Origin of the sequence: Streptomyces sp. I05A-00742 (assembly GCF_013055795.1) — a bacterium.
Taxonomy (GTDB): Bacteria; Actinomycetota; Actinomycetes; order Streptomycetales; family Streptomycetaceae; genus Streptomyces.
Genome location: NZ_JABETO010000022.1, coordinates 62,021 through 84,482, shown reverse-complemented (window position 1 = coordinate 84,482; position 22,462 = coordinate 62,021). Strand labels below are relative to the sequence as shown.

The 22,462-nt window shown below is 74.0% G+C and carries 18 protein-coding genes and 1 tRNA gene; 11 read left to right on the top strand and 8 right to left on the bottom strand.

Translation table 11 applies throughout. The features are described from left to right. Window positions 1-69: 69 nt before the first annotated feature. Window positions 70-1,356 carry an adenylosuccinate synthase gene (locus HN013_RS20910; RefSeq protein ID WP_171168426.1) on the top strand — a complete coding sequence of 429 codons (1,287 nt, stop codon included), beginning with the start codon at window positions 70-72 and terminating at the stop codon, window positions 1,354-1,356. 61 nt (window positions 1,357-1,417) lie between these two features. Here the strand turns inward: HN013_RS20910 and HN013_RS20905 are convergent, their stop codons facing one another. Together HN013_RS20905 and HN013_RS20900 are read right to left on the bottom strand one after the other, a co-directional pair. Then, window positions 1,418-3,127, bottom strand: a complete 1,710-nt coding sequence (locus tag HN013_RS20905) for a serine/threonine-protein kinase (protein WP_171168424.1) — start codon at window positions 3,125-3,127, stop codon at window positions 1,418-1,420. Between the two features lie 147 nt (window positions 3,128-3,274). Continuing rightward, on the bottom strand, window positions 3,275-3,478 hold the full coding sequence (locus tag HN013_RS20900) for a cold-shock protein (protein WP_171168422.1): 204 nt from the start codon (window positions 3,476-3,478) through the stop codon (window positions 3,275-3,277). A 436-nt stretch (window positions 3,479-3,914) separates the two neighbouring features. Here HN013_RS20900 and HN013_RS20895 point away from each other — a divergent pair, with 436 nt between their 5' ends. The 4 genes from HN013_RS20895 (at window position 3,915) to HN013_RS20880 (ending at window position 9,448) form a co-directional block, all read left to right on the top strand. Beyond that, a complete protein-coding gene (locus HN013_RS20895) occupies window positions 3,915-5,270 on the top strand; it encodes an aspartate aminotransferase family protein (protein WP_171168420.1) in 1,356 nt (451 codons plus the stop codon). 131 nt (window positions 5,271-5,401) lie between these two features. Then, window positions 5,402-6,073, top strand: a complete 672-nt coding sequence (locus HN013_RS20890; RefSeq protein ID WP_171168418.1) for a GntR family transcriptional regulator — start codon at window positions 5,402-5,404, stop codon at window positions 6,071-6,073. 128 nt (window positions 6,074-6,201) lie between these two features. Continuing rightward, window positions 6,202-8,670, top strand: coding sequence for a dolichyl-phosphate beta-glucosyltransferase (locus HN013_RS20885; RefSeq protein ID WP_171168416.1), 2,469 nt, complete (start codon window positions 6,202-6,204; stop codon window positions 8,668-8,670). A gap of 127 nt (window positions 8,671-8,797) precedes the next feature. Continuing rightward, window positions 8,798-9,448: a hypothetical protein gene (locus HN013_RS20880; protein ID WP_171168414.1), complete on the top strand. Its 651-nt coding sequence runs from the start codon at window positions 8,798-8,800 to the stop codon at window positions 9,446-9,448. Window positions 9,449-9,516: 68 nt separating this feature from the next. Here the strand turns inward: HN013_RS20880 and HN013_RS20875 are convergent, their stop codons facing one another. Further along, window positions 9,517-10,233, bottom strand: coding sequence for an SLATT domain-containing protein (locus HN013_RS20875; RefSeq protein ID WP_171168465.1), 717 nt, complete (start codon window positions 10,231-10,233; stop codon window positions 9,517-9,519). Window positions 10,234-10,525: 292 nt separating this feature from the next. Between HN013_RS20875 and purD the strand changes: the two genes are divergently transcribed. From purD to HN013_RS20845, 6 genes are all read left to right on the top strand, one after another. After that, the gene (purD, locus tag HN013_RS20870) at window positions 10,526-11,767 is read left to right on the top strand and encodes a phosphoribosylamine--glycine ligase (RefSeq protein WP_171168412.1); all 1,242 of its coding nucleotides are present in this window, start codon (window positions 10,526-10,528) and stop codon (window positions 11,765-11,767) included. Window positions 11,768-12,134: 367 nt separating this feature from the next. Beyond that, a complete protein-coding gene (locus HN013_RS20865; protein WP_312018672.1) occupies window positions 12,135-13,838 on the top strand; it encodes a hypothetical protein in 1,704 nt (567 codons plus the stop codon). An 18-nt stretch (window positions 13,839-13,856) separates the two neighbouring features. Beyond that, window positions 13,857-15,287: a N,N-dimethylformamidase beta subunit family domain-containing protein gene (locus HN013_RS20860; RefSeq protein ID WP_171168408.1), complete on the top strand. Its 1,431-nt coding sequence runs from the start codon at window positions 13,857-13,859 to the stop codon at window positions 15,285-15,287. Window positions 15,288-15,355: 68 nt separating this feature from the next. Then, on the top strand, window positions 15,356-16,252 hold the full coding sequence (locus HN013_RS20855; RefSeq protein WP_171168406.1) for a phosphoribosylaminoimidazolesuccinocarboxamide synthase: 897 nt from the start codon (window positions 15,356-15,358) through the stop codon (window positions 16,250-16,252). Window positions 16,253-16,355: 103 nt separating this feature from the next. Continuing rightward, a complete protein-coding gene (locus HN013_RS20850; RefSeq protein WP_171168404.1) occupies window positions 16,356-17,075 on the top strand; it encodes a response regulator transcription factor in 720 nt (239 codons plus the stop codon). Continuing rightward, entirely contained in the window at window positions 17,072-18,460 is a 1,389-nt protein-coding gene (locus HN013_RS20845; protein WP_171168402.1) for a cell wall metabolism sensor histidine kinase WalK, read from the top strand. Before HN013_RS20850 ends, HN013_RS20845 begins: the two co-directional genes overlap by 4 nt. Before the next feature lie 98 nt (window positions 18,461-18,558). Here HN013_RS20845 and HN013_RS20840 read toward each other — a convergent pair. From HN013_RS20840 to HN013_RS20820, 5 genes are all read right to left on the bottom strand, one after another. Then, window positions 18,559-18,631: transfer RNA gene (locus HN013_RS20840), tRNA-Gly, on the bottom strand. Window positions 18,632-18,665: 34 nt separating this feature from the next. Beyond that, window positions 18,666-19,271 carry a response regulator transcription factor gene (locus tag HN013_RS20835; RefSeq protein ID WP_171168400.1) on the bottom strand — a complete coding sequence of 202 codons (606 nt, stop codon included), beginning with the start codon at window positions 19,269-19,271 and terminating at the stop codon, window positions 18,666-18,668. Beyond that, on the bottom strand, window positions 19,268-20,566 hold the full coding sequence (locus tag HN013_RS20830) for a sensor histidine kinase (protein WP_171168398.1): 1,299 nt from the start codon (window positions 20,564-20,566) through the stop codon (window positions 19,268-19,270). Before HN013_RS20830 ends, HN013_RS20835 begins: the two co-directional genes overlap by 4 nt. A 56-nt stretch (window positions 20,567-20,622) precedes the next feature. Beyond that, entirely contained in the window at window positions 20,623-21,393 is a 771-nt protein-coding gene (locus tag HN013_RS20825; RefSeq protein ID WP_171168396.1) for an ABC transporter permease, read from the bottom strand. Beyond that, window positions 21,390-22,346 carry an ABC transporter ATP-binding protein gene (locus tag HN013_RS20820; protein ID WP_171168394.1) on the bottom strand — a complete coding sequence of 319 codons (957 nt, stop codon included), beginning with the start codon at window positions 22,344-22,346 and terminating at the stop codon, window positions 21,390-21,392. The genes HN013_RS20825 and HN013_RS20820 overlap by 4 nt, the downstream gene beginning before the upstream one ends. Window positions 22,347-22,462: the final 116 nt, after the last annotated feature.

The window sequence follows — 22,462 nt, the reverse complement described above, 5'->3', positions numbered from 1 at the left end:
GCCCTGAATCCCGGGCTCACGCCACCTTGCGCACGTTGGACATGCCCCGCCCGGAAGGGGTGTACGCCTGTGCCCGCACTTGTGCTGCTCGGTGCTCAGTGGGGTGATGAGGGCAAGGGAAAGGCCACCGATCTGCTCGGCGGCTCCGTGGACTATGTGGTGCGCTACCAAGGTGGCAACAACGCCGGCCATACGGTCGTCGTCGGTGACCAGAAATACGCGCTCCACCTCCTCCCTTCCGGGATCCTCTCGCCGGGGTGCACCCCGGTCATCGGCAACGGTGTCGTCGTCGACCCGGCGGTCCTGCTCTCCGAGCTGAGCGGACTGAACGAGCGCGGCGTCGACACGTCCAAGCTCCTGGTCAGCGGTAACGCGCACCTGATCACGCCGTACCACACGACCGTCGACAAGGTGACGGAGCGCTTCCTCGGGAAGCGCAAGATCGGCACCACCGGCCGCGGCATCGGCCCGACCTACGCCGACAAGATCAACCGCGTGGGCATCCGGGTTCAGGACCTCTACGACGAGTCGATCCTGATCCAGAAGGTCGAGGCGGCCCTCGACTTCAAGAACCAGATCCTGGCGAAGCTCTACAACCGCCGCGCCATCGACGCCAACAAGATCGTCGAGGAGCTGCTGGGCTACGCCGAGCAGATCAAGCCGTTCGTCGCGGACACCACGCTGGTCCTGAACAACGCCATCGACGAGGGCAAGGTCGTCCTCTTCGAGGGCGGCCAGGGCACCCTGCTGGACGTCGACCACGGCACGTACCCCTTCGTGACCTCCTCGAACCCGACCGCGGGCGGCGCCTGCACGGGCGCGGGCGTCGGCCCCACGAAGATCAACCGGGTGATCGGCATCCTCAAGGCGTACACCACCCGCGTGGGCGCCGGTCCGTTCCCGACCGAGCTGTTCGACGAGGACGGCGAGAAGCTCCGCACCATCGGCGGCGAGCGCGGTGTCACCACCGGCCGCGACCGGCGCTGCGGCTGGTTCGACGCCGTGATCGCCCGCTACGCGACCCGCGTCAACGGCCTCACGGACTTCTTCCTCACCAAGCTCGACGTGCTCACCGGCTGGGAGCAGATCCCGGTCTGCGTCGCCTACGAGATCGACGGCAAGCGCGTCGAGGAGCTGCCCTACAGCCAGACCGACTTCCACCACGCGAAGCCGGTCTACGAGATGCTGCCGGGCTGGTCCGAGGACATCAGCAAGGCCAAGACCTTCTCCGACCTGCCGAAGAACGCCCAGGCGTATGTGAAGGCGCTGGAAGAGATGTCGGGCGCCCCGATCTCCGCGATCGGCGTCGGCCCGGGCCGTACCGAGACGATCGAGATCAACTCGTTCCTCTCGTAGCGCGCCTCGCACGCGGAAGCACCCCGGCGGTCCATGGGACCACCGGGGCGCTTCCCGTTGTTCAGTGCTGCTTCCTGCTGTAGGTCAGCGCCGCGTCCTTCGTTCCGGAGTCGACGAACTCGCGGCGCATCCGGCCGTCGTCCTGCAGGATCAACGTGGAGGCCGAACCGGGCTGGCAGGCCGAGGTGGGCTCGGCCTGCATGACCTTGGACGGGCCGAGGCGCATCGGGGAGGAACTGCTGTTCTCCACATAGGCCCGCCAGACGCACTTGTAGCGGGTGCCGTCGTCCAGCGTGCCGGTGCCCGTGATCTCGGCCTGGTCGCCGCCGATACCCGAATAGACGTAAAGGGTGCGGTTGTTGGTGCCGAAGCTCGATTCCCAGACGCCGCGGTACGCGTCGAACCCGCCGGCCGTCGGAGCGGTCGTGGGCGCTGTGGGCGTCGGCGGCGGAGTGGTCCCATGGCTGGGGCCGGGAGTGGCCGGAGCGCTGGGCCGGGCGGAGGAGGCGCTGCCGCGGCCGGTGTCGTCCGAGTCCCGGTGCTTGATGATGTACACGGTTCCGGCCCCCGCCAGCAGTCCCGCCGCGGCGATGGCGACGAGGGCGAGGGGCTTGCGCGACCGGCGTTGCGGTGGCGGCGGGTGGCCGTAGGGCGGTGTGCCGGGGTACGGGCCGGGGTGCTGCGGGTAGCCGTAGCCGGGCGGGGGAGGCGGGGGCGTGTGCCCGATGGACGTGGTGACGGCCGTCATGGTCGGCGGGTCGGCCGGCGGGGCCGGCGGCAGTGCCGGGACGGCGTCGGTGGGGGGCTCGGCGCCGGGTATGGAGCCCCCGGACGCGACGGCCGCCTCGGCGGGCCCCTCGGCGTTCAGCAGCTGCACGGCGTGCCGGCCCAGCTGGGCGACGAGCCCGGCGGGCAGCCACGGCTCGGCGCCACCCAGGTCCTCCAGGACCTCCGCCACCCCGCTCCGCTCCAGCACCTGCTCGGTGGTGGGCCGCTCCGCCGGGTCCTTGGCGAGGCAGTCGGTGATCAGCGCGATCAGCGGCCCGGGAACCCCGGTGAGGTCCGGATCCTCCTCCGCGACCCGGAACATCAGCGCGTGGGCGCCACTGTCGTTCGTCCCGAACGGCATCCGGCCCGTGGCCGCGTAGGCCAGCACCGAGCCCAGGCAGAAGACGTCGCTGGCCGGGGTGACCTCCCGGCCGCGCACCTGCTCGGGCGACATGAAGCCGGGGGAGCCGACGGCCGCGCCGGTGCGGGTGAGGCCGTCGCCCTCGCCGACCCCCTCCAGGGCCCGGGCGATGCCGAAGTCGATGACACGCGGCCCGTCCAGCGTGATCAGGACGTTGGACGGCTTGAGGTCGCGGTGGACGATCCCTGCGGCGTGCACGGCCTGGAGGGCGCGGGCGAGCCCGGCCGCCAGGATCCGGACCGAGCGCTCGGGCAGCGGGCCGAAGTCCTGCCCGACGACCTGCCGCAGGGAAGGACCGGCGATGTAACCGGTGGCGACCCAGGGCACCTCCGCCTCGGTGTCCGCGTCCAGCACGGGCGCGGTCCACTCCCCGCCGACCTGCCGGGCGGCCTGCACCTCCCGCCGGAAGCGGCGGCGGAACTCCTCCTGACCGGCCAGATCCGGCTGCACCAGTTTGACCGCGACCGTGCGGCCGCGGTCCGATCGGGCCAGATAGACCCGGCCCATGCCGCCCGCGCCGAGCCGGCCGACCAGCCGGTAGGCGCCGAGTGTGCGTGGGTCTTCGGACGACAGGGCATCCATGCCGTCAGCACTCCTTCCCCCCGTTTTCCCCCGATGTTCCAGAGCCGGAGGATAGCCGGACGGCAAGAGGGCCGGAGCCCCGCGCGTCAAAGTACGGGGTTCCGGCCCTCGGGGGGCGGGGTGCTCAGCTGCCCTCGCCGGCCCGGGTCAGGCGGGAGAGATGTTCTCGGCCTGCGGGCCCTTGTGGCCCTGAGTGATGTCGAAGGTGACCTTCTGGCCCTCCGTGAGTTCACGGAAGCCGGTGGTCGCGATGTTGGAGTAGTGCGCGAAGACGTCGGCGCCGCCGCCGTCCTGCTGGATGAAGCCGAAGCCCTTCTCCGAGTTGAACCATTTCACGGTGCCCGTAGCCAAGGTGACTCCTCGATAGGTGGGGTGCGCGGAATTGCCGCACTGTGCGGAATTCCGTGGGACTGGGGGGTTCCGGGGGAAGTCCGGAGGGCCGGAAAGAGAAGTGCGCCCGAGGTCACAGACCGTCAGGCGCACATGTCATATGGGTACCACCACTGCAACTGGCGAAGAACGTAGCATGGGAAACCGAGGCGAATCGGTATTTCCGGGACGGCGATTCGGGGGACGGTTCCGGTGCCGTCGGGGGACGCCCCGGACCGGCACTGTGTCGGTGCGGGCGGCGGGTTCCGGACACTGTGCCGGTGCCCCCGGCCGGGCGGGGACCGTACGCTGGGCGTGCGTCAGCGCAGGACAGCCCCGAGGCCCGCGAGGGCATGGGGCGCTCCGTCAGAGAACCGCCGAGGTCAGAGAACCGCCGAGTCCGCCGAGGTCGCCGCCCGTGAGCACGCAGCCCGATCCGTCCCGTGGTGCCGCCGTCAAGGCCACCGACCGCGCACACGTCTTCCACTCCTGGTCCGCCCAGGCCCTCATCGACCCGCTCGCCGTCGCGGGTGCCGAGGGCTCGTACTTCTGGGACCACGACGGCAACCGCTATCTCGACTTCTCCTCCCAGCTGGTCAACACCAACATCGGCCACCAGCACCCCAAGGTCGTCGCGGCGATCCAGGAACAGGCCGGCCGGCTGTGCACGATCGCGCCCGGCTTCGCCGTCGACGTGCGCGCGGAGGCGGCCCGGCTGATCGCCGAGCGGACCCCCGGCGACCTGGACAAGATCTTCTTCACCAACGGCGGCGCGGAGGCGGTCGAGAACGCCGTCCGTATGGCCCGGCTGCACACCGGCCGCCCCAAGGTGCTCAGCGCCTACCGCTCGTACCACGGCGCGACCGCCGTCGCGATCAACCTCACCGGCGACCCGCGGCGCTGGGCCTCCGACACCGCGTCGGCCGGGGTGGTGCACTTCTGGGCGCCGTTCCTCTACCGCTCGCCGTTCCACGCGGAGACCGAGGAGCAGGAGTGCGAGCGCGCCCTGCGGCACCTGGAGGACACCCTGGTCTTCGAGGGGCCGCAGACCGTCGCCGCGATCGTCCTGGAGACGGTCCCCGGCACGGCGGGGATCATGCTGCCGCCGCCCGGCTATCTGCCCGGGGTGCGGGAGATCTGCGACCGTTACGGCATCGTGTTCGTCCTCGACGAGGTCATGGCCGGCTTCGGCCGCACCGGACGCTGGTTCGCCGCCGACCACTGGGACGTCACGCCGGACCTGCTGACCTTCGCCAAGGGGGTCAACTCCGGCTATGTGCCGCTCGGCGGCGTGGCGATCTCGGCGGAGATCGCCGCCACCTTCGACGAGCGGGCCTACCCGGGCGGTCTGACGTACTCCGGGCACCCCCTGGCCTGCGCCGCCGCCGTGGCGACGATCACCGCGATGGCCGAGGAGGGCATCGTGGAGAACGCGGCCCGTATCGGCGAGGACGTGCTCGGCCCCGGGCTGCGGGAGCTCGCCGGGCGCCACCCCTCGGTGGGCGAGGTCCGCGGCACCGGCGTCTTCTGGGCGCTGGAGCTGGTGCGCGACCGCGCCACGCGGGAACCCCTCGTCCCGTACAACGCCTCGGGCGGGGCCAACGCCCCGATGGTCGCGTTCTCCGCGGCCTGCCGCAGCCTGGGCCTGTGGCCGTTCGTGAACATGAACCGCACCCACGTCGTCCCCCCGTGCACCATCACGGAGGCCGAGGCCAAGACCGGGCTCGCCCTGCTGGACGAGGCGCTCACGGTGGCCGACGCCCACACCGTCTGAACCCGCGGCCGCCCCGCCCGGCCGCGGTCCGCCGGCCCCCGGGCCGGTACGCTCCCCGACGGCCCTCGCCTATCTTGTTGCGAGGGCCGTTCGCGCGCTGGCGCGCGGCCACGGAAGGGGAGACGGAGACCATGCCCGGCAGCGACGCTGTCAAGCGCACGACGCTGCGCTCCCAGATCGCCGACGCCCTGCGCGAGGAGGTCATCGCGGGCAGGCTCCCGGCGGGACGGCAGTTCACCGTCAAGGAGATAGCCGAGAGCTACGGCGTCTCGGCCACCCCGGTCCGCGAGGCGCTGCTCGACCTCTGCTCCCAGGGGCTGCTCCACGTCGAGCTGCACAAGGGCTACCGGGTGCGGGAGTTCTCGTACGCGGACTTCCTGGCCATGGTCGAGGCCCGCACGATGATGCTGGAGGGCATGTTCCGGCACGCCACCGACCAGGCCCTGGGCGCCGCCACCCCGGCCGTCCTGGCCTCCGTCCGGCGCCGGGCGGAAGAGGCGTCCCGCGCGGCCAACGCCGGCGACCTCGACATCCTCATCGGCTACGACCTGCGGTTCTGGCGCGAATTCGCGGCTCTCGTCGGCAACCCGTACATCTCCGACTTCCTGGACCGGGTGCGCGTGCAGTGCTGGGTCTTCATGGTCCCGCTGCTGCGCCGGGTCGGCGATCTGCGCGGGAGGCTGTGGTGCGGCCACATCGAGATGGTGGACGCGCTCGCCCGGCAGGAGGCGGGGTCGGTGCAGCGGATCGTCACCGGTTACAACACGCACGCGATGACGCTCATCAGATCTCTCACGGGCTGACGGAACCGTCCGGATCACGGAGGCGCGCGGCCCGGGTGACCACCGTCACTGGGGTATTTCTGGCCACTCGTGCGGGGAAGTCGGAATTATGTGCATAACCCATCGATCTCTCGTCGCGTCTTGATGACATGACGTCCAAGAGCGAACCACCGCGGCCTCCCCAGGGGGAGCACGACGGCACCGTCGACCTGTCCGTGGTCGTTCCGGCCTACAACGAGGAAGACCGGCTCGCCCCCAGCCTCAAGGCGATCCGGACCCACTTGGAGACGCTGGAGGCGGTCACCTGGGAGCTGATCGTCGTCGACGACGGGTCGACGGACGGCACGGCCGACGTGATCCGGACGGCCGCCGCCGAGGAGCCGCGCGTCCGGCCGCTCGGCTCGCCCGCCAACCGCGGGAAGGGGCACGCCGTCCGCACCGGCGTCCTGGCCTCGCGGGGCCGGCGCGTGCTGGTCACCGACGCGGACCTGGCGACGCCCATGGAGGAACTGGCGCTCCTGGCACGCCGGCTGGACGGGGGCGCCGCCGCGGCCGTCGGCTCGCGGGCGCTCCCCGGCTCGCGCATAGGGACGCCCCAGCACCCCGTGCGCGAGGCCCTGGGCCGGGCGGGCGCCGGGCTGATACGCGCCGTGGCCGTGCCCGGGGTGCGGGACACCCAGTGCGGGTTCAAGCTCTTCGACGGCGAGCGGGTGCGCGAGGCCTTCGCCGCGGCCCGGCTGAATGGCTGGGCCTTCGACATCGAGGTCCTGTGCTTCTTCCGCCGGCACGGCTGGGAGATCGCGGAGGTGCCGGTCCGCTGGGACCACCGGCCCGGCTCCAAGCTGCGCCCGTTGGCGTACGCCGCCGTCCTCGGCGACCTGCTGCGCCTGCGGGCCCGGGCGGTCCGGCCGTCCGGGCCGCTCGCCGCCGTCCTCTTCCTGCTCCTCGCCCTCTTCCTGTACGGCGGGCTGTGGGAGGGGCCCGGCACCGCCTACCTCGTCGACTCGGAGTCCGACCAGCAGCAGTGGGAGTGGTTCTACGCGGTCACCGCGGACAACGTCGTCCACCTGCGCGACCCGTTCTTCACCGACCTCCAGAACCATCCCTTCGGCGTCAACCTCATGGCGAACACGGCCATGCTGGGCGTCTCCGTCCCCCTCACCCCGCTGACCCTGGCCCTGGGCGCGCACGTCACCTGGGCGGTGGTGCTCACCGGCGGGCTGGCCGGGACCGCCTGGGCCTGGTACTGGCTGCTGGCCAAGCGATTCGTCCGCTCGCGGTGGGCGGCGGTGCTGGGCGGCGGGTTCTGCGCCTTCGCGCCGCCGATGGTCTCGCACGGCACCGCGCACCCCAACTTCGCGGTGCTGTTCGTGATTCCGCTGATCGTCGACCGGGCGCTGCGCCTGTGCGGGGACGGGCGGACCGTGCGCGACGGCGCCGTGCTCGGCGTCCTCGTCACCTACCAGGTCTTCCTGGGCGAGGAGGCGCTGCTGCTGGCCGCGACCGGTCTGCTGCTCTTCGCCTTCGGGTACGCCGTCGCCGCCCCCGGCGCGGCGCGGGAGGCCGCCCGGCCGCTGCTGCGCGGTCTCGGCGTGGCGGTGCTGGTGGCCGTGCCCCTGGTGATCGTGCCGCTGGCCCGGCAGTTCTTCGGGGCGCAGAGCTACCACAGCGTGCTGCACGGAGAGGTCGGCAACCATCCGTTCGCCCTGCTGGAGTTCGCCACCCGGTCACTGGCCGGGGACGAGGGGATCGCCGCGTCGCTGTCCCCCAACAGGACCGAGGAGAACGCCTTCTTCGGCTGGCCGCTCGTGCTGCTGGCGATCGCCCTCGTCGTCCGGCTGCGGGACCGGCCGCAGGTCCGCGCCCTGGGGTTCACCGCGCTGGCCGCCGCCGCGCTGTCGCTCGGGCGGGACGTCCCGCTGCCGGGCACCGACCACACGCTGCCCGGCCCGTGGCGCGTCGTGGACCGGATGCCGCTCTTCGAGTCCGTCATCGAGTCCCGCACGGCCATGATCTGCGTCCCGGCCCTCGGCATCCTCCTCGCCCTGGGCTGCGACCGGCTGGCGGCGCGCGGGCCGCGCGACGAGCGCGGCAGCTCCCGCCGGCTGCTGGGCTGGGCGGCGTTCGCCGCGGCCCTGGTGCCGCTGGTGCCGACGCCGTACCGGACCGCCGAGCGCGAGCCGGTGCCGGCGTTCGTCGCGGACGGGCAGTGGCGGGAGTACGTCCGGCCCGGTCGGGCGCTGGTGCCCGTGCCGGTGCCCGACCCGGGGGAGGTCGCCGGGCTGCGCTGGCAGATCCGGGCGGGGTTCGGCTTCGCCCTGCCCGGCGGCTACTTCAACGGGCCCGACGGGCCGGACCGGAACGGGATCTACGGGCCGGTGCCCACGCCGACCGCCACCCTCCTGAAGAACGTCCACGACACCGGCCGCCCGGCGGACGTCGACGAAGCCGTCCGCCGGGAGTTCGGCCGGGACCTCACCGCCTGGCGGGCGGACGCGATCGTCCTCGCGCCGCAGGACAACGTCGCTCCGCTGCGCGAAACCCTCGAACGGCTGACCGGTAAGGAAGGGCGGCGCGTGGGAGGCGCCTGGGTGTGGGACGTGCGCCGAGGGGCGTGAACCCGGTGGTGCCCGAAACCGGACGGAATCCGCCCGGCCATGTCCGTCGCCCCTGTGTGACAACCAGCTGAGCGGCACTACTCTGGCCCGACCATCGCACTGAAGGCGCATACGAGAGTGAGCTCACGTGGCCTGTGACCTCTGGCTTGTCCCCCTCGTCGACGTGCTGTGCCACAGCCCCGACAATCCCTTCGCCGAAGAGATCGCCGCCTACGACAAGGCGCTCGGCGAGGCCGGACTGCCGCCCGTCCCCGTCTTCGGCTATATGCCGGGCCTCTCCGGGGACGTGGCGCCGGTCGCGGGCTTCGACTACGACGCGCTCCACTTCCTGCGCCGCGCCCACCTGCTCAACCTGTGCGGCCTGACCGTCACCCCGGTCGACGAACTGGGCGGGGACTACGAGCAGTTGCTGGAGATGTTCGAGACCACCGCCCAGCAGTCGCACCTGGTGTGGCACTACGACCACGCGGGCGCCTATGTGCCCGTCGACTTCGCCCACCCGCTGACCAGCGACGAACTTCTCGAAGGCGGCGGACCGTTGGGATCCAGCCATGGATTGCTGCGCGAACTCCACACGGTGGCGCCGGTGCTGGGCATCGATCCGGACAACCCGCCCGCCGCGCCCGCGGCTCCGCGGCGGCCGACGGCGCTGGACGAGCGGGCCGTGCCCGGTCCGGCGGACGACAGCCCCTTCGCGCGTGAGCGGCATGTCTGGCTGGGTCTGCACGCGGCGGTCACCCGCAGTCTGGGGCAGGGCTCGATGATCGTGTTCAGCTGAACGGCCGCCGGCGCGACGGAGTGCGGCCCGGTACGGGCTGTGCCGTACCGGGCCGCACTCGGGCAGGGCTAGCGGGGCGACTCCGGCGGGCGCTGCCGGGGCATGTTCGGCCGGGAGCCGGGCGGCAGCGGGAACCGGCCGACGGGGCCGCCGTTCTCGCCCCGGGGGCCCCAGGTGACCAGCGACTGCGTCAGCAGGGGCGCGGGGCCCGCCCGGAACTCGACCATCCAGTCGGCGGTCTCGGCCCGGACGAGCTCCGAGACGTCCTCGGAGAAGCGGCGCAGTACGGTCAGACAGCGCTCCGCCGCCTCGCTGGCCGTGCCCTCGGTCGGGCCCAGCACCTCGCGCACGCACTCGGACGCCCAGTCGAACTGGAGCGCCTCCAGCCTGCGTTGCACGGCCTGCGCGGTCGACACCGCCCGCATCCAGCCCGTCGTCAGGCCGAAGTAGCGGTCGCAGGCGACGCAGGCGACGGCGCCCAGCAGGGCGAGGAACGCCCAGGTGGACCCCGTGCGGATCGCCTTCGTCAGCTCCAGCAGCGGCAGGGCCGCCCCCACCACGGCGAAGACCGCGGCGGCCATCCGGAGGGCGCGGGCCCAACGGCGTTTCCAGGCCCGGTCGGCCAAGTACCAGTCGGCGAGGACGAGCGCGCCGCTCTCCACCCACCGGTACAGCTCGTCGAGCCGTTGAGCGGGCTCCCCCCAGTCGCCGAGCGGGAAGGTCCGGCCGCGCAGGTCTCCCCGGTGCCTCCCGTCCTGCTCCTTGGGGAGCCCCTCGGGCTGCATCTCAGGCTGGCTCACCCCTGCACTCCCTCTTCGCCGCTGCTGCTTACCCCTGTCACCGGCTCTTTCCTACCGCCGAACGGTTGGCCTTGTGCACCGGATCGCTCCTTTGCCGCCCGTAAGTGCCAGGGAATCGGGTATAGGGGGCGATATCCCCCTCACCCGAAAGAGTGGGTGGCCTGTGTGGACGTGACGGGGCGGGTGCGGCGAAACGTTCTGACGAGGCCCGACGGGAGACGTGGGGGAGCCGGGACGCACGGCACTGATCGTTCCGCGAGGCAATAGGGTGACACCCGTGAAGGTCCTCGTCATCGGCGGCGGCGCCCGCGAACACGCCCTGTGCCGCTCTCTGTCCCTCGACCCCGACGTCACCGCTCTGCACTGCGCCCCCGGCAACGCCGGTATCGCCGCGGTCGCCGAGGTGCACCCGGTCGACGCCCTCGACGGCGCGGCGGTGGCGGAGCTGGCCGCCTCGCTCGGTGCCGACCTCGTCGTCGTCGGCCCGGAGGCCCCGCTGGTCGCGGGCGTCGCCGACGCCGTCCGCGAGCGCGGCATCCCCGCCTTCGGGCCGTCCGCCGAGGCGGCGCGGCTGGAGGGCTCCAAGGCGTTCGCCAAGTCCGTGATGGCCTCCGCCAACGTGCCCACCGCGCGCAGCTACGTCTGCACCACCCCCGCCGAGATCGACGCGGCGCTCGACGCGTTCGGCGCCCCCTACGTCGTCAAGGACGACGGCCTCGCCGCCGGCAAGGGCGTCGTCGTCACCTCCGACCTCGACGTGGCCCGGGCCCACGCGCTCGCCTGCGACCAGGTCGTCATCGAGGAGTTCCTCGACGGCCCCGAGGTCTCGCTGTTCGCCGTCACCGACGGCGACACGGTCGTCCCCCTCCAGCCCGCGCAGGACTTCAAGCGGGCCCTCGACGGGGACCAGGGGCCGAACACCGGCGGCATGGGCGCCTACTCGCCGCTGCCCTGGGCCGACCCCAAGCTCGTGGACGAGGTCCTGGAGACCGTCCTCCGGCCGACCGTCGACGAGCTGCGCCGCCGGGGCACCCCGTTCTCCGGGCTGCTCTACGCCGGTCTCGCCATCACCTCGCGCGGCGTCCGGGTCATCGAGTTCAACGCCCGCTTCGGCGACCCCGAGACCCAGGTCGTCCTCGCCCGCCTCAAGACCCCCCTCGCCGCCCTCCTCCACGCGGCCGCCACCGGCACCCTCGCCTCCTTCCCCCCTCTCCGCTGGACGGACGGCGCAGCCGTCACCGTCGTGATCGCCTCGCACAACTACCCCGGTGTTCCCCGCACCGGGGATGCCATCGAGGGGCTCGCGGAGGCGGATGCGGTTGAGGGGGCGTATGTGCTGCACGCGGGGACCGCGCGTGATGCGGCCTCGGGTGGTGTGGTCAGTGCCGGGGGGCGGGTGCTGTCGGTGACCGGCACGGGTGAGGGCATTCCCGAGGCTCGGGAGCGGGCTTATGAGGCGGTGTCGCGGGTGCGGTTGCCCGGGGGGCAGTACCGGACGGATATCGCGGCGGGGAAGTAGCCCCTGAGCCGCGCTGCGCGCGGCGGGCTGTCTCAGCCCGTCCGGCGTTTGAGGACAAGCGGCGAAGCCGCTTTCACGGGGTCCGGGGCGGAGCCCCGGGAAACGGTGAAAGGGAGGGACCGGGGCACCCCACCGCGAAGCGGCCCCCAGCCCGCACCTTTGGGCAAGGCCATTCCATCGAGTGACCGATACGCCAACCGGCTGACGAACGCCCCACGCCCAACTAGGGTGCCGCGCAGGCCGACTGCCGCACATTCCGGCAACTGGCCCACCGGCATTGCGATGTCAGAGGCCGGTGCCACAGTGGGGTGGTAGGCAGGTCCCGTCGGACCGCCGGCAGACAGAGCACTACAGGCAACTGGGGGTGATCGGTCTCGTGGCAGGTACGGAAGCCGGCGCGCACGCCGCGCGCCTCCGGGCCCTGGCGGTCCTGCGCGTCCGCAGCACCGCGCTGGCCGTCGCCCTGCTGCCGGCGGCCGCGGCCGTGGTGCTGCTGGCCGGCACGCTCATGGGCCGGATCCCGGACGGCAGCGTCGGGGCGGCGGCCCGCCCCGCCGTGACGGCGGCGGCGCTGGCCGCGCTGGCCCTGGCGGCGGTCGTCGCGGCGGTGGTGATCCGGGCGAGGCCGGCCCTCAGCCCCACGGTGCCCATCCCGGAGGAGACGGCTCCGGACCTCTACCGGCTGGTCCGCGACCTGGCGGACCGCATGGACGTCCCGGCCCCCTCGGCCATAGCCCTCACCCCGGACTGCGACAGCTGGCTGGAGGACCGCACCCACCCGGCCCACCGCACCGCCCCGAAGCCCTCGGCGGGCGGCCCGGGGCCGGGGCAACTGCTGCGCCGCAGGACCGCCGCCGCGCCGGTGCTGGTGATCGGCTCGCCGTTCCTGTGGTGGATGCGCGTCGCCGAGCTGCGCGCCCTGCTGGCCCCCGTGGTGGCGGGCACCGGCCCGTCCGCCCACCCGGACATAGCGGCGGCGCGCCGCTTCGTCCGCGGCCTGGACGCGGCCGTGGCGGTCGCCGCCGGGCGGCCCCTGCTGGCCTTCGTCGGCTGGACGGCCCGGGTCCTGCTGCGCTCGTGCCGCGAGCACGCCGCGGAGATGGAGCGCGGGGTCGCGGCGGCCGCCTCCGAGCGGGCCCAGACCGTGGACTACGGCCTGCGGGTCGTCGCCCAGGAACAGGTCGGCCTGGCCTACGCGGGCTGGGACCGGCTGCTCAACCGGGTCGCCCTGCCCGCCTGGCGGATGGGCCGCTGGCCCTCGCGGCTCGACGCGGGCGTCGTCTCGGCGCTGACCGAGCTCTCCCGCCGCGACCGGCTGGCGGAAGGCTTCGCCTCCCGCCTGGGCGAGCGGCCCGCCTGCGACCTCCTGGAGGAGCCGGGCGTCGTCGACGAGGCCGCCTCCCTGCTGGCCGCCCGGCTGTTCCACGGCGGCCCCCCGGAGCCGGGCCCCGACTGGTCCCCGGTCAGCTGGAGCCAGTACCCCGAGGAGGTCGTGGACCGGAAGTGGCGGGTCGAGGCCGCCCGGCTGCACCGGGTCCTGGACCTCCTGGAGGACGTCCTCGACGACCTCACCGCCCGCGCCCCCGCCGGCGGCCCCGCCCTCCCGGTCCGGGACACCACGCCCGTACCGCCCACCGTGGCCCGCGTCCTCGACCGCCTCACCGGCCCCACGGGCCCGGGCGTCGGCGAGCGGCTGGGCCTGCGGCTCAGCGCCGAGATCGCCCGCGAGACCGGCGCCGACGGCGCCCGGTCCCCCCGGGCCGGTGAGGCGGTCTGCGACCCCGGGCTCGACGGCCTCGCCCCGCTGTTCCCGCTCCAGCCCCCGCGCAGCGGCCGGGAGCTGCTCACCGACCATGTGACGGCCATGATCTGCTGCGCCGCCGTGGACACCGCGGGCGCCGTGCCCGGCCTCGACTGGCTGGACGGCCCGTCCCTCCTCGTCGGCGGGGCCCGCCGCGCCGACCTGGCCCGCACCGTGCTCTGCCTGATCGAGGACGGCGACGGGGAGCCCCTGCGGGCCTGGCTGGGCGAGGTCGGGGTACGCCCCGAGAAGCCCGTCCGGCTGGGCTGACCGGGACGGGGTGGGGGAGTGAGTCAGGGGAGGGAGACGTCCGCCGCGGGCCGCCCCGGCGTTCGCACCTGGGAATCCGCCGCGCTGGCACGCGCCGCGACGGACCCCTTCACCGCACCCCCGCTCGCCTGGCTGGCCGACCAGTCCGCCCCCCGCACGGCACCGGCCTGGTACGCCACCGCCGACGACGTCCACCGGACCGTCAGGGGCTTCACCTCCGACACCGCCGTCGCCCCCGGCGAGTCCGTGGACTTCCGCGTCACCGTGGAGCCGCCGCAGCCCTTCACCGTCGACGTCCACCGCATCGGCCACTACGCGGGCCACGGCGCCGCCAGGATGGCCACCAGCCCCCGGCTGGCCGGCATGGTCCAGCCCCCGCCGCTGGTCGCGGACCGCGCCGTCTCCTGCCACCACTGGTGGCTGTCCTGGCGGCTCGCCGTCCCGCCGCACTGGCCCCCCGGCGCCTACGTCGCCGTCCTGACCACCGCCGACGGCCGACGGTCCCACGTTCCCTTCACCGTCCGCGACGCCGTCCCCGCCGACCTGCTGCTCGTCCTGCCGGACCTCACCTGGCAGGCGCACAACGTCTACCCCGAGGACGGCCGCACCGGCGCCGGCCTGCGGCACGCCTGGGACGAGCACGGCCGCCTGCTCCCGGAGGAGGCCGCGGCCGTCACCGTCTGCGCCGACCGCCCGTACGCGGGCACCGGCCTGCCGCCCGACGTGGGCCACGCCTACGACGTCATCCGCTGGGCCGAGCGCTACGGCTACGACCTCGCCTACGCCCACGCCACGGACCTGCACGCCGGCCGCGTCGACCCGTCCCGCTACCGCGGCCTGGTCTTCCCCGGCCCCGACGCGTACTGGTCCGCCCCCATGCGCCGCGCCGTCGAGGCCGCCCGCGACGGCGGCACCTCGCTGGTCTTCCTGGGCGCCGCGGCCCTGGGCCGGCAGATCGAGACCGCCCCCTCCCCGGCAGGCCCCGACCGGCTGCTGATCTGCCGAAGACACCGGAACGGGAGCCGCGCCGCCCACTGGCGCGACACGGCCCCCGAGCAGCAGCTGCTGGGCATCCAGCACGCCGGCCGCGTCCCCCGCCCGGCCCCCCTGGTCGTCCGCAACACCGACCACTGGCTGTGGGAGTCCACCGGCGCGGCCGAGGGCGACGAGCTGCCCGGCCTGGTCGCGGGCGACGCCGACCGCTACCACCCGCGCACCGCCCTGCCCCCGCACACCGAGCGGATCCTGCTCGCCCACTCCCCGTACCGCGACGCCAAGGGCGTCAGACGCCACCAGGAGACGTCCCTGTACCGGGCCCCCGGCGGCGCCCTGGTCTTCGCCTCCGGCACCTCCGCCTGGGCCCCGGCCCTGGACCGGCCCGGCCACACGGACTCCCGGATCCAGCGCGCCACCGCCAACCTCCTCGACCACATCTGCAAACGGGCCTGACCCTCGCGACGGCCGGGAAGGCGCATACGGCAGAATCGAGGCGTTTGGACAAACCACCAGGAGGACGCGTGTCCGGATTCGTCGAGAAGCCCGAACCGGTCGAGGTGCCGGGCCTTGTGCATCTGCACACCGGCAAGGTGCGCGACCTCTACCGCGACGGGGACGGCCGGCTGGTGATGGTCGCCAGCGACCGCATGTCCGCCCACGACTGGGTGCTGTCCAGCGAGATCCCCGACAAGGGCCGCATCCTCACCCAGCTCTCCCTGTGGTGGTTCGACCGGCTCACCGACCTCGTCCCGCACCACGTCCTCTCCACCGAGCTGCCGCCCGGCGCCCCCGCCGACTGGGAGGGCCGGACCCTCGTCTGCCGCTCCCTGGACATGCTGCCGGTCGAGTGCGTGGCCCGCGGCTACCTCACCGGCTCCGGCCTGCGGGAGTACGAGCAGACCCGCACCGTCTGCGGCCTCGCCCTCCCCGAAGGCCTGTCCGACGGCTCCGAGCTGCCCTCGCCGATCTTCACCCCCGCGACGAAGGCGGACGTCGGCGACCACGACGAGAACGTCTCCTACGAGGAGGTCGCCCGGCGCACCGGCGCCGAGACGGCCGCCGAGCTCCGCCAGATCACCCTCGCCGTCTACGACCGGGCCCGCGGCGTCGCCCGGGACCGGGGCATCGTCCTGGCCGACACCAAGTTCGAGTTCGGACGGGCGGAGGACGGCGAACTGATCCTCGCGGACGAGGTCCTGACCCCGGACTCCTCCCGCTTCTGGCCCGCCGACCAGTGGCAGCCCGGCCGTGCGCAGCCGTCCTTCGACAAGCAGTTCATCCGCGACTGGCTGGACGCCTCCGGCTGGGACCGGCACGGCGAACTGCCGCCGCCCCCGCTGCCGGAGGACATCGTCGAGCAGACCCGGGCCCGGTACGTGGAGGCCTACGAGCGGCTGACGCTGACGCGCTGGACGTGACGGGGGCGGGCGGGGGCCGGTTGCCGCACGCTTGAGAGACCGCGGGGGCCCGGGAGCCGTACCTAAGAGCCTTCTCAGACTCCCTCTGCCACAGTGGGACACCATGCCCGTCCCCGCCACCGCCTTCCCCGGCGTCCTCGTCGTCGACGACGACCCCGACGTCCGGGCCGCCGTCGTCGACGGCCTCGCCGTCGAGGGCTACGAGGTCCGCTCCGCCGCCGACGGGCTCGAAGCCCTCTCGGCCGTGGCCGCCGCCCCGCCCGCCGCGATCGTCCTCGACCTCGCCATGCCCGTCCTCGACGGCCTCGCCGTCTGCCGTCGGCTGCGCGACCTCGGCGACCGCACCCCGATCCTCGTGCTCACCGCCCGCGACGCCGTCTCCGACCGGGTCGCGGGCCTCGACGCCGGAGCCGACGACTACCTCGTCAAACCGTTCGCCCTCGACGAACTGCTGGCCCGGCTGCGCGCCCTGCTGCGCCGCGCGGCCCCCGTCGCACCCGGAGGCGACGACGCCGCCACGGCCGACGGGCTGACGTACGCCGACCTGACCGTCGACCCGGACACCCGCACCGGCCGCCGGGGCGACGCCCCCCTGGAGTTCACCCGCACCGAGTTCACCCTGCTGGAACTGTTCCTGCGCCACCCGGGACAGGTGCTGCCCCGCGACACCATCCAGCAGCACGTATGGGGAACCGACTTCGGCCCCGAGTCCAACTCCCTCTCCGTCTACATCGGTTACCTGCGCCGCAAGCTGGAGGCGGGCGGCGCGCCCCGCCTCCTGCACACCGTGCACGGCGTCGGCTACCGGCTGGGCGAGCGATGAGGCCCCGGCTCGCCCGCCGCCCGCTGCGCACCCGGCTGGCGGTCGTCACCTCCGCCGCCGTGGCGGTCGTCGCCCTCGGCGTGCTCGCCGCCGCGTACGTGGTGATCCGCTACGAGATCAGGAACCAGCTCGACCTCCAGCTCAAACAGCAGGCCGGCCTCCTCGCCCAGCAGGCCCGCACCTCCGGCCCCGGCGTCCTGTACGCCGAGTGCGCCTGGCTCGCCGCGCCCGCCTGCGCCCAGGTCGTCCCCGCCGACCCGGCCGCCCCCGGCCAGCGGCGCCTGGTCCTGCCCGTCACCGGCGCCACCCGCCGCGTCGCCGCCGGCACCCTCGGCGCCCACTACAGCGACATCGTCCGCGACGGCCGCTCCCTGCGGATGCTCACCACCCCGCTGGGCCGCGGCCGGGCGCTCCAGGTGGCCGTCCGCTCGGACACCGTGGACAAGGGCGTGGAACAGGCCGGTCTGCTGCTCGGGGCGGTCGGCGGGGCCGGGGTGCTGCTGGCGGCGGGCCTCGGCTACGGGGCGTCCCGCACGGCGCTGCGCCCCGTCACGCGGCTCACCGCCACCGCCGAACACATCGCCGCCACCCGCGACCCGGCACACCGGATCGAGCTGCCGCCACCCTCGGACGGCGCGGCGGCGTCCCGGGACGAGATCACCCGCCTCGCCACCAGCTTCAACACCATGCTGGGCGAGCTGGAGGACGCCGTCGCCGCCCAGCGCCGGCTCGTCGCCGACGCCTCGCACGAACTGCGCACCCCGCTCACCGCGCTCCGCACCAACGCCGAACTCCTCGCCCGCGCCGAACGGCTCACGCCCGCCCAGCGCGACCGGGCGGCCGGCGCCCTGGGCCGCCAGCTGCGCGAGGTGACGGGCCTGGTCAACGATCTGATCGAGCTGGCGCGCGACGAGGAGCCGCGGCAACTCGTCGAACAGGTACGGCTCGACGCGCTCACCGAGCGGTGCGTGGCCGCTGCGCGCGGTCACTGGCCGGACACGCCCTTCACCCTGGAGGCGGGGGGAGCGGCGGACGCCGTCGTACCGGGGGTGCCCGCCCGGCTGGCCCGGCTGCTGGCCAACCTGCTGGACAACGCGGCCAAGTTCAGCCCGGCCGGTGCCGGGGTGGAAGTACGGCTGACCCGCGCCGCGGGCGCCCTCGACCTGACCGTCCGCGACCACGGACCCGGCATCTCCGACGAGGACCTGCCCCACGTCTTCGACCGCTTCTACCGCTCACGTCAGGCCCGCGCCCTGCCCGGTTCGGGGCTGGGCCTCGCCATGGCCCGGCAGATCGCCCGCGCGCACGGTGCGGAGCTCACGGCGGAACGGCCGGCGACGGGCGGCGGCGCGTGCTTCCGGCTCCGCTTCCCGGCCGGGGAGTGACCGCACGGCATACGACCGCACGGCATACGACCGCACGGCATACGACTGCACGGGATACGACGAAGGCCCCGGTCACCAGGACCGGGGCCTTCCCTCTGAGCGGACGACGAGGCTCGAACTCGCGACCTCAACCTTGGCAAGGTTGCGCTCTACCAACTGAGCTACGTCCGCACGCGCTCCGCGCTTCCGTGCGGTGCGGGTTCCACTATAGCCAACCCTGGGCCCGTGCGATGCGCGCCGCCGCATGCCGGTTCTCCGCGCCCAGCTTCGCGGCCGCCGACGAGAGGTAATTGCGGACCGTCCCCGGCGTCAGCCGCGCCCGCTCCGCGATCTCCGCGATCCGCGCCCCGTCCTCGGCCAGCTCCAGCAGCTCGGCCTCGCGGGCGGTCAGCGGCGATTCGCCCGCGCTGATCGCGTCGGCCGCCAACTCCGGGTCGACATAACGGCTTCCCGCGTGCACGCTACGGATGATCTCGGCGAGCCGCTGGGCCGAGACCGTCTTCGGGACGAACCCCCGGACGCCCGCCTCCAGGGCCCGCTTCAGATGCCCGGGCCGCCCGTGACCGGTCACGATCATGGTGCGGCAGCCGGGGAGTTCGGCCCGCAGGGATGTGGCCACCGTCACGCCGTCCGCCCCCGGCATCTGCAGGTCCAGCACCGCCACGTCGGGCCGGTGCGCCCGCGCCATGGCGATCGCCTCCGGCCCCGAGGCGGCCTCCGCGACGACCTGGAGATCGTCCTCCAGGCCGAGGAGGGCGGCGAGCGCGCCGCGGATGAGGTGCTCGTCGTCGGCGAGCAGCAGCTTGATCACGCGAGGCCTCCACGGTTCTCGGCGAGGACGGCGGGCTCCGGCTCCACGGGGTCCTGCGCGCCCCGCCCGTCGTCCCTCACCGGCGGAACCAGCGGCACCTCCACCGTCAGCCGGAACGTTCCCCTGGCCCGGTGCCCGGCGTCCAGCGTGCCCCCGAGGGCCGTCACCCGCTCCCGCAGCCCGGCCAGCCCGGAGCCGCGCGGACCGGCCTCCGCCGCCGTCCCCGCCCCGTCGTTCTCCATCATCAGCACCGCCGACGGGCCGGTGAGCCGCAGCCGCACCGCGCAGCGCCGCGCGTCCGCGTGCCGCAGCACGTTCGTCGTCCCCTCCCGCACCACCCAGGCCAGGACGGACTGCACCGTGTCCGGCAGCGCGTCCCGCGAGGTGTCGTCGATCCGGCAGGCGATCCCCGCCGCGCCCAGCACCCCGCGCGCCCCGACCAGTTCCGTGTGCAGGTCCGCCTGCCGGTAGCCGCGCACCAGCTCGCGCATGTCGCGCTGCGAGTCCCGCGCGATCCGCTGCACCTCGGCCATCTGCTCCAGCGCGGCCGGCGACCCGCGCTGCGCCAGCTGCGCGGCGAGCTCGCTCTTGAGGGCGATCACCGTGAGGTTGCGGCCGAGCACGTCGTGCATGTCCCGGCCGAAACGCAGCCGTTCCTCCGCCACGGCCAGCCGGGCCTGCACGGTCCGGGCGTTCTCCGCCTCCCACATCACCGCCAGCATCCAGCCCGTGGTGCGCACGGTGGCCAGGGACCACACGGCGACGAACCAGATCATCACCATGACGATCACCGCGCCGGGCAGCCGTCCGCCGAACGGCAGGATGACCACGGCCACCACGACGCTCCCCGCCAGGCACCACAGCAGATACGTCCGCACCCGGGCCACCATCAGGCTGAACGCCCCGAAGAAGCTCAGCACGCCGCCCTGGACCACCAGGGCCCGCGAGGTGACGTGCACCGGTCCGTCCGCCCGGACCATGAGGACGAGCAGCACCACGGAGGCCACGAGCAGGGCCCCGGAGACGGCGAGCCGGCGCCAGGGCGCGGGGTTCTTCAGCCGGAAGTGCTCCAGGGCCCGCCGGAAGAGGCCCGCGCCCACGCAGCACTGGGCGAGGCCGAGCACCAGCAGGAGGGCGGCGACGGGCCGGCTGCCGTCCGACTCGCCCAGCAGGCCGGCGGCGGAGGTGAGCGGGAAGAGGAACGGCAGCAGGTACAGCGTCCAGCGCATATAGCTGTCGACCTGGGCGATCCTGCTCCGTCCCCGCCAGCCGCCCAGACGTGTCCGTACCCCCATGACCGTTCCCCCCTGTTGTCCGATGCCCCGGCCCGTTCGGCGACGTTCCGGTCCGTTCAGCGAGGCGGCTCCCAGCGGAACCACCGCTTCACAGCAAACACGGCCAGGACGCTCCAGGCCAAAGCGGTCGCCACCAGCCCCAGTGCCTTGTATGCCCCCAGTCCGCCGAACCAGCCGCCGCGCAACAGCGCGACCGCCGGTGACAGCGGCAGCAGCTCGCACACCGAGGCCACCGGGCCGGGCAGGAGCGCCGGCGGAACGAGTACCCCGGAGCCCGCCAGCGAGGCGAGCAGCAGCGGCACGGTCACGAGCCGGGCACCCGCCACCGTACGCGCCCGGGCCGAGCTCACCGCCGCCAGTCCGGCACAGACGGCGATGCCGAGGACGACGCCCGCGAGCAGCAGACCGGGCCGGGCCACGGGTCCTACGTCCAGCCACACCACACCCACAAGCACCAGCAGGGCGCACTGGGCCGCCGCGATCAGCGCGGCGGGCAGCGCCACCCCCGCCAGGATCTCCCGGTCCCCGGCCTCCCCTGTGCGCAGCCGCTTGAGGACCAGCTCCTCCCGGCGCGCGACGTAGGCACCGACCAGGTTCTGGTGGACGGCGAGGAGCAGGATCAAGCCGAACGCCGCCGTCACGGTGGCCTCGTCCACCGTCGTCCCGGCCCGGCCCGGGTCGATCGCCTCGATGCCCCCCACGGCCCTGCGCACGGCGTACGCCAGCAGGGCGGGCATCAGCAGCGCCGTGCACAGATCCGTGCGATTCCGGGCGAGCAGGGTCAGTTCGGCGCGGCCGAGGGCCGGCAGCCGGGTGAACGCCGTCATGGGGACCCCGCCGCTCCCGGACCCGCGATCCGCGGGAACGCCTCCTCCAGCGAGGCGGTCCGCGCGTCGAGCCCCTCCAGCTCCACCGACTGCTCCCGGGCCCACAGCAGCAGCCCGGTCAGCGTCCGCTGCAGCTCCCGGGTGCTGAGCTCCACCCGCCCGGTCCCGTCCGGCAGTTCCCGGTGGTCCAGCACGCCCAGCGCGGCCAGCGGCGGGAGGTCCCCGACGAACCAGCCCGGCGGCATGGCGAACCGGATGCGCGACGGATACGCCGCCAGGACCCCGGACGGCGCGCCCTCGGCGACGATCCGGCCCCCGCGCAGGATCGCCAGCCGGTCCGCCAGGGCCTCCGCCTCCTCCGGGCGGCGCGTGGTGAGGACCACGGTCGTCCCCTCCGCGCGGAGCCGGCGCACCAGATCCCAGGTGGTGTGCCGGGCCCATGGGTCGAGCCCGGCGGTCGGCTCGTCGAGGAGGAGCACCTCGGGCCGGCCGAGCAGCGCGAGCGCCAGACCGAGCCGCCGCCGTTCGCCGCCGGAGAGCCGTTCGACCCGGACGTCCCGCCGGTCCACCAGCTCCACCAGGGCCAGCGCCTCGTCCACCGGACGCGCGCCGCTGGTGCACCCCGCCCACATGGCCGCCGTCTCGGCCGCCGTCAGCCCGGAGGGGAGACCGTCCTCCCGCGGCATCACCCCGATCCGGGGCCGGACCGCCTTCCGCCCGGTGTACGGGTCGTGGCCGAACACCGTCACCCGGCCGCCCGTCGGCGGGGCCAGCCCCGCCAGCAGCTCGACGGTGGACGTCTTCCCGGCGCCCTCGGCGCCCAGCAGGGCGAACACCTCGCCCCGCCGCACCTCGAAGCCGATCTCCCGGACCGCTTCGAACCCCGTCCCGCCGGCCGGGCCGTACCTCCGCCGCAGCCGTGAGACCTCGATCACACTCTCCCGGGTCTTCATGCCTCCAGCCTTCCGGCACCGGGCGGCGGTCATCAGTGCGCGCTGTCATGGCCCGCGTTGACAAACGTCATGGGCCCCCGGGCAGCACGAAAAAGACCCCGGTCACCAGGACCGGG